Genomic DNA, 6,916 nt, shown 5'->3' on the forward strand with positions numbered 1-6,916 from the left:
TCAGGCAGCAAACCGGCGGGCAAGGAATTTAGCTTTTCCAAGATGCGGCTTCGGCTCCAATAGAATTCCACATCCTCTTCAAAAATGATATAGATGCTCGAAAACCCGAACATTGAGGAACTACGGATGGTCTTCACCCCAGAAATCCCCAAAAGTGAAGTGGTAAGAGGATAGCTTATTTGATCTTCTATATCCTGTGGGGAACGACCTTCCCATTCGGTATAAACGATTTGTTGATTTTCACCGATATCGGGAATGGCATCAACGGCTACGGGATTGCTGGGCAGAAAACCCGTATCCCAATTAAAAGGGGCATTGACCACCCCCATACCGACAAATAGGGCGAGCAACAAGACGGCTACCAGCTTGTTCTCTATGAGAAATTTCATGCTTTTATTTAGCATTTGGATTGATTGTTAAACAGTTAAACATTGAATGAGATTCTGTAAAACAGAAAATTAGACGACACAAAACGGGCCCAGAATGGCAGTAACCATAGGGCTAATTTCTCCGTCCCGATAGCTATCGGGATACGGAACTGTTTAAAATCAAATTAGGTAAGTCTCGTGAAGTTTCTGTATATCACGTATGAGAAAGGGGGGATTATAATCTCTAAAAGGAACGATATTCTCATCCTGTCCTTCAAAAAGATTGATATACGAATGAATAAAGGTGGCAACAAAGATTTGCTGCTCGAAAGAAATTTTATCAATTAAAAGCTGCAATTCGTTTTGACCATCCAAAACGACTTGTTCGTCCTTACAGCAATCCTTTTTAGTTATAGAACATCCTTCACTTAAAGGATTATCCATCTCCATACCACAGGTTTCTACTTTTTGAAAAATAGCAGAATCCATTAAAGAACCGCCACAATAATGCATGTTGATTGTAAATGACATTGTAGAGAATAACACTACAAAAGCCATGAGCATAGACATTATTTTATGGAATACTTTTTTCATCGTAAAAACAAAGATACAATTTTATAACAACTATCGTTTTTGTTTAACAGAATTTTACACACCCATATTTAATAAAAAGCCATTATTAAGATATATGTTTACTAAAAATATTTGCTGTTAATTATTTGTAAAAAAGATTTATAAAGACCAAATTGTAAACACGATATAAAAACACAAGAACATGAAATTTGTTACCAGTCAGTTAGCTTATTATTTGAGTGATAGAGACTTTAAAAGAAACTCCAAGATACTTCTTAAATATCTGGTTCTTTTAGGAGTTGTAATTATCGTCTTCACCATTCTTTTTCATGTTATTATGGAAATAGAAGGTCAAAACCACTCGTGGATTACAGGGCTGTACTGGACACTTACCGTTATGAGTACCTTGGGTTTTGGAGATATTACGTTTACATCGGACTTGGGGCGTTTTTTCAGTATTGTGGTGTTGCTTTCTGGGATTTTTATGTTGCTTATTTTTCTGCCTTTTGCTTTTATTAGACACTTTTATGTGCCGCTTTTAGAGTCCAGAGAAAAAAACAAAGTGCCTCGTCAAGTTCCTTCCCAAGTAAAAGATCATGTTATCATTTGTTCCTATGATATTATAACCCGAGACCTCACGGAGAGATTTAAGCAAGAGGACACGCCTTATTATGTTATAGAAAACGATCTAGAAAAAGCGCTAAAAATTCATAACAACCATGTTTCAGTACTATTAGGCGAATTGGATGATGAGAAAACCTTTATCGCCGCCAATATTAAGGATGCGAAACTAATTGTGGTTAATAGAAATGATATTCTAAATACCAAAATCATACTCACCATACGGCAAATTGCTCCCACAATACCCATTGTTGCCATTGCTACAGATATAGAATCTGTAGATGTACAACAACTAAGTGGCGCAGACCATGTTTTACCCGTAAAAAAATGGCTTGGCGAACAATTGGCTAATAGAGTTTATACACAACATGCAGAGTCTCATGCCATCGGACAATATGAAGACCTTTTAATTGCCGAATTGCCTATCCACAACACACCTTTAGCTTCAAAAAAAATACGAGAAATTAACTTAAGACAAAAGTTTGGGGTGAGTATTGTGGGTATCTGGGAACGTGGCAGATTACAACCAATAAAAGGGGATGAAATACTAACACACGATAGTGTTCTGGTAATTATAGGAAATAAAGAGCAACTCAATAAAATTGATGCACTTTTCCTTGATTATAATATAAATCCCAATCCTGTATTGCTCATTGGAGCAGGTAAAGTAGGATTGGCAGCCGTAAAATCTTTACATAAAAAAGGTGTTTTAGTGAATGTGGTTGATAAGGATCCGAAGGTACTTAAAAAAGTAAAACCCTATTGCAATCAAGTATTTAAAGGAGACGCAGCAGACTATCAATTATTAAAAAGAGCAGGGATTTTGGAAGCGCCATCGATATTACTTACAACCCACGACGACACCATGAATATTTATCTCGCCTCATACTGTCGAAAATTAAACCAAGAAGTGAGAATTGTGAGTCGTATTTCTGAAGCCCGAAATGTGGATATTATGCAAAAAGCAGGAGCCGATTTTGTTTTAAGTTACTCCACATTAGGCTCGGAGGCCATCTTATCTATTTCTAAAGGTCAAGAATTAACCGTTCTTGGAGAGGGTTTCACCTTGTTTATTATTCCTGTACCAAAATCGTTAGAAGGTAAAACGCTTTCAGAATCCGGTGTAGGTGCTAAAACAGGATTATCTATCATTGCTATAAAAGAAAACTCTGAAGTGTTTACTTTATTATCTTCAAATACCATACTTCCTCATGGTGCTGAAATAGTCATGCTTGGAAACATCGAAATGAAACATAAATTTAATAAAATATATAGCAATGGTGCTTAAGGGCCATCAATGACATAGCCATCTATGCAAAAAACAACCTTCGTTTCACTTATTTATCCATTAAAAGTGTGCAATGCGCTATAGAAACTCTAATGCGTTGAAGCTGAGACCGTTTCTCTTTAATCAATTACGCGTTGAACGGCTTCGATAAAATTTTGTCTTTCTTGAGTGAGCGCTTTAGAACCTGCTTTGGGCCATGCTGCGATTTGGGCGATGACGATGTTTTTATGCGGATTGATATAAACCATTTGACCGAATATTCCGAAAGCGCCATAGCTACCATCTTGAAAACGCCACCATAAATAGCCATAACCATCACCTTCATCATTCACTTGTTGTAATAGAGAGGTGGCATCTTTTAAATAGGCCTCTGAAAGTATGTTTTCACCTCCAACTTTACCGGCATCCAACATGATAATTCCCAAGCGTGCAAAATCTCTTAGGCTCGCCGAAAGACCACTTCCACCAAGATTTAGATGGCTGCACTCATCTGCTAACCAAGCTGCGCAATGCTCCATTCCAAAGGGCTTCCATACTTTCTCAGAAAGATATTCCGCCAAGCTTTTACCTGTAGCTTTCTGGACTAAAATCCCCACTAAATCAGTTTCACCAGTATTATAGTTCCAATGAGTTCCAGGTTTGTAAGCAAATTTTAAAGGCCTCATATAAGTCAAAATATGAGACTCGACACCTTGACAGTGCGCCTTATACATTTGTCCAACATCCGAGTTTGGATCTTCATAATCTTCATTCCATTCAATGCCCGAAGTCATGGTTAATAATTGGCGCACGGTTACTTCACCATAATCATGTTCATTAAACTCATTGATATATTTTTTTAATGGATCTTCCAAACTCTCAATAGCGCCTTCTTTTAAAGCAACACCCACCAGCATAGAGGAAACGGATTTTGCTACAGAGAAAGAAGTCCAAAGTGTTTCTTGAGTGATTCCGTCTGCATACTTTTCTAATCTTATTTTATTGTCTTGTAGCACGACAATACCCTGAACGTGATTGTCTTTCATATAAGAAACTAGCGTAGTTTCATCTTCCCATTTTGGAGTCATATTTCCAAGTTCCTCCAGCGAAGAACTTTTATTGCCCGTGGGAATAGGAATGCTTGGATAAATAGCCTGCATCATAGAAAATCGTCTTTCTTTTTCATCTTGCGACCAAAAGAGCAGACTTTCAAGTTTTTGCCCCATGGTTTCACCAGGAATAGCTAGAACTTCCTTTTCAATAGCATGCCTGTCAACATAGTAACACTCTTGAGCAGTTAGTTTTTGGGTGGCACAGATTAATAAAAGTAGAAACGAAAACGATTTTATAGAAGCCATAGAATGGTAGTACAAGTAATATATTTTCAGCAAATATAGTAAACGCTTATTTTAAAAAGTAGCCGATGTTTAAAGATCTCTCTCTCACTAAAACGCAATAAAACGCACTTCTTTGGAACACTTATGGTTTGAATGAAGAATAATTAGAAGAGCAATATCTTTTTGAGCCGTCTTTCGGGAAAAGATCTAGCAATCACCTATATTTTGAAATCTTATAACTATTTCATTTAGAAACTGTTCCAATTGGAATATCCCTATTGCAATTAATAATTATTTATTGATGAAATTTTAAAAAAAAGATATTACTTTTGCAAATTGTATCATTTTTTTCAAGAAATACAGATGCAGAATAGATTTTCCTTTTTAGAAATTCGCCGGTTTTAAAAAACAGAAATCGGAGTTCCCTCTTGATTAAAAAGACCTTCTTTAGAAAATATGTCAAATACTTTTACCAAACATACAGATAGACAGAATCTCACTTTGTGTTCTGATGCAGAACAAGCTTCTATTTATACAGCGCGACAAATAGCAGACGTGATACTTGAAAAACAAAAGCAAGGCGAACGTGCTATCTTGGGTTTGGCTACAGGTAAAACGCCAATTAAGGTTTATCAAGAGCTTATTCGTTTGCATAAAACAGAAAAATTAAGTTTCCATAATGTCATCAGTTTTAACTTGGATGAATATTATCCAATTTGCTCAAAAAGCATTCAAAGCTACTCTTACTTTATGCAGCATCACTTATTTGGCCATGTAGATATTCAACCAGGTAATATTCACATTCCGCATGCAGATTGCTCTTCTGATCGCATACCGTTTTATTGTACGGATTACGAAGAAAAAATAAGGAGTTTTGGAGGTTTAGATTTACAATTATTAGGAATTGGTCGTAATGGCCACATCGGATTCAATGAGCCTGGATCCAGCTTTGATTCTACAACGCGTTTGGTTGATTTACATGCACTTACTAGAAAAGATGCAGAAGGCGATTTTGGAACCATTGAAAACGTTCCATATCAAGCCATAAGTGTTGGAATTCATACCATAATTAAAGCCCAGAAAATCATGCTTCTCGCTATTGGTAAAGATAAATCTCAAATCATCAGTAAAGCGCTTCGTGGTGAAATATCTACAGAAGTTCCAGCATCTTTACTTCAAACCATACCTCACGTCGAATTTATTCTGGATCGTGATGCCGCAGCATTAATTGGAGATTAAAATTTTAGAGTTCCACCTTTTTTGAATCTAAAACTTTGAAATTCACACCTATTCTATCTGGCTTAACAGTGCAATTATAGATAAACCAAGATGTACAACAACTAAATGGTCAAGACCATGTTTTAACATTAAAAAAATGAAAGCAGTCACAGACTGCTCAAAACCACTTAAATCCTGGATAACATCCTAAATTGACAATTTAAAAAAAGGTCTGATTTTATAAAATCAGACCTTTTTATTTTAAAATCGATGCTTAGTTAATTGTTAATCAGAAAGTTATCTTTTAAACAACATCATTAAGCATACATTAGTTTATTTCAAAGTACTTAACAACCTCTTCATAATTGTTGATATCTATGTCGTTTATGACTCTGTTTGAGGCATTAACTTCTATCATAAAAATATTTACTATAAAGGAACTCGGCATTTCGGCTAAACTTAGACTATTACTATCCCATCCATTAGTTGTTTTAAACATTAGTATCCTATTTCTATTAATGTCCATTTCAAACTTTATTCCGTAACTAGCACCCATGCCAAAAGTATACGGTAATAATTTTGTCTGGCTATAATCAAATCCTAAAGGTTTTCCATAAGCAAGGACCAGGTATCCAGAGTTGAAAATATCAATATCACCTGTAAGTGAACTTGGGACTGCATAATAGTGATAAACATTATCATTTCCACCATGTACGGCATTATTCCAATCGGCAGCTTCAATCGTGAGCGTGTATTTTTTTACGTTGGCGTTGCCATCAATCCCATGCTCTCCTTGAGTACCTTGCTCTCCATTTGTACCGTCCACGCCATCCTCAGAAGAACACGCAAAACTTAAAGCGACAAAAAGTGTAACAAGTGTGATTTTAGATTTAAAAAAAATCGGTGAATTTACATTAAAATATCTTTTCATATTATTAAAAAATTAATGGTTTAGTATATAAAATATATTCCCAAGTTAATATTTATTCTGAAATAAAAAATTATTTATTGGTTTAAATCAATACTAACTGCATACATTGCCAAGCTTGTAATTCATGATCTTTTGCAAAAATATAGAAGAATTGAAAAGACGTGTAAAGTGTAATAGGATACGAGTTATATAATTGAGAGAATGCTGAATTACAACAATAATTTAGAATACCACGCTCGTTTGCTAGATGCAGACAATTACTACCAGAAACATGCTTGGCATTAGCGTATTCGACAACGTGTACTGTAAAAAGGCAAACCTAAAAGTTGATGCAACTAACGTGTTCTATGTAGTGTCGAAGCCATGGCACTCATCTCCAAAAAACATAAAGGCTCATAGCGATACGAGAAGCATCTTTAAAATACATACAAAGATTAATGGCATAAATTACTTTCCGATACAATATGTAATGCAGTACTGATTATCAGTCGATTACACTCATTTAGATACTAATTAGCAACAGAAACAACTGTATAACAGTGAATTAAGAACTAAAGATAAGAAACTTAGAGGGTGTAAAAATAAAAAAACCGCCCTTATA

Annotated in this window: 6 protein-coding genes; 2 read left to right on the top strand and 4 right to left on the bottom strand. The window is 35.4% G+C overall.

Features of this window, described 5'->3' with window-relative positions; genetic code table 11:
- A partial coding sequence (locus VKY47_RS01550) for an efflux RND transporter permease subunit (RefSeq protein ID WP_324309801.1) occupies positions 1–404 on the bottom strand: 404 nt, incomplete at its 3' end.
- A gap of 144 nt (positions 405–548) precedes the next feature.
- Complete coding sequence (locus tag VKY47_RS01555) at positions 549–962, bottom strand: HYC_CC_PP family protein (protein ID WP_414731184.1); 414 nt, start codon at positions 960–962, stop codon at positions 549–551.
- A 181-nt stretch (positions 963–1,143) separates the two neighbouring features.
- Here VKY47_RS01555 and VKY47_RS01560 point away from each other — a divergent pair, with 181 nt between their 5' ends.
- On the top strand, positions 1,144–2,850 hold the full coding sequence (locus VKY47_RS01560; RefSeq protein WP_324309804.1) for a potassium channel family protein: 1,707 nt from the start codon (positions 1,144–1,146) through the stop codon (positions 2,848–2,850).
- A gap of 119 nt (positions 2,851–2,969) precedes the next feature.
- Here the strand turns inward: VKY47_RS01560 and VKY47_RS01565 are convergent, their stop codons facing one another.
- Positions 2,970–4,187, bottom strand: a complete 1,218-nt coding sequence (locus VKY47_RS01565; protein WP_324309806.1) for a serine hydrolase domain-containing protein — start codon at positions 4,185–4,187, stop codon at positions 2,970–2,972.
- Between the two features lie 435 nt (positions 4,188–4,622).
- Here VKY47_RS01565 and nagB point away from each other — a divergent pair, with 435 nt between their 5' ends.
- Positions 4,623–5,405 carry a glucosamine-6-phosphate deaminase gene (gene nagB / locus VKY47_RS01570; RefSeq protein ID WP_324309808.1) on the top strand — a complete coding sequence of 261 codons (783 nt, stop codon included), beginning with the start codon at positions 4,623–4,625 and terminating at the stop codon, positions 5,403–5,405.
- A gap of 307 nt (positions 5,406–5,712) precedes the next feature.
- On the opposite strand, the gene VKY47_RS01575 is transcribed toward nagB, so the two are convergent.
- Positions 5,713–6,210: a hypothetical protein gene (locus tag VKY47_RS01575; protein ID WP_324309810.1), complete on the bottom strand. Its 498-nt coding sequence runs from the start codon at positions 6,208–6,210 to the stop codon at positions 5,713–5,715.
- Between the last annotated feature and the right edge of the window lie 706 nt (positions 6,211–6,916).

The sequence above is a fragment of the Xanthomarina sp. genome (genome assembly GCF_035306705.1).
In the GTDB taxonomy this organism is placed as follows: Bacteria; Bacteroidota; Bacteroidia; order Flavobacteriales; family Flavobacteriaceae; genus Xanthomarina.

Bases quoted from the DNA above. Each gene is read 5' to 3' on its own strand.
- VKY47_RS01555 (WP_414731184.1), bottom strand. From the start codon at position 962: ATGAAAAAAGTATTCCATAAAATAATGTCTATGCTCATGGCTTTTGTA.
- VKY47_RS01560 (WP_324309804.1), top strand. From the start codon at position 1,144: ATGAAATTTGTTACCAGTCAGTTAGCTTATTATTTGAGTGATAGAGAC.
- VKY47_RS01565 (WP_324309806.1), bottom strand. From the start codon at position 4,187: ATGGCTTCTATAAAATCGTTTTCGTTTCTACTTTTATTAATCTGTGCC.
- nagB (WP_324309808.1), top strand. From the start codon at position 4,623: ATGTCAAATACTTTTACCAAACATACAGATAGACAGAATCTCACTTTG.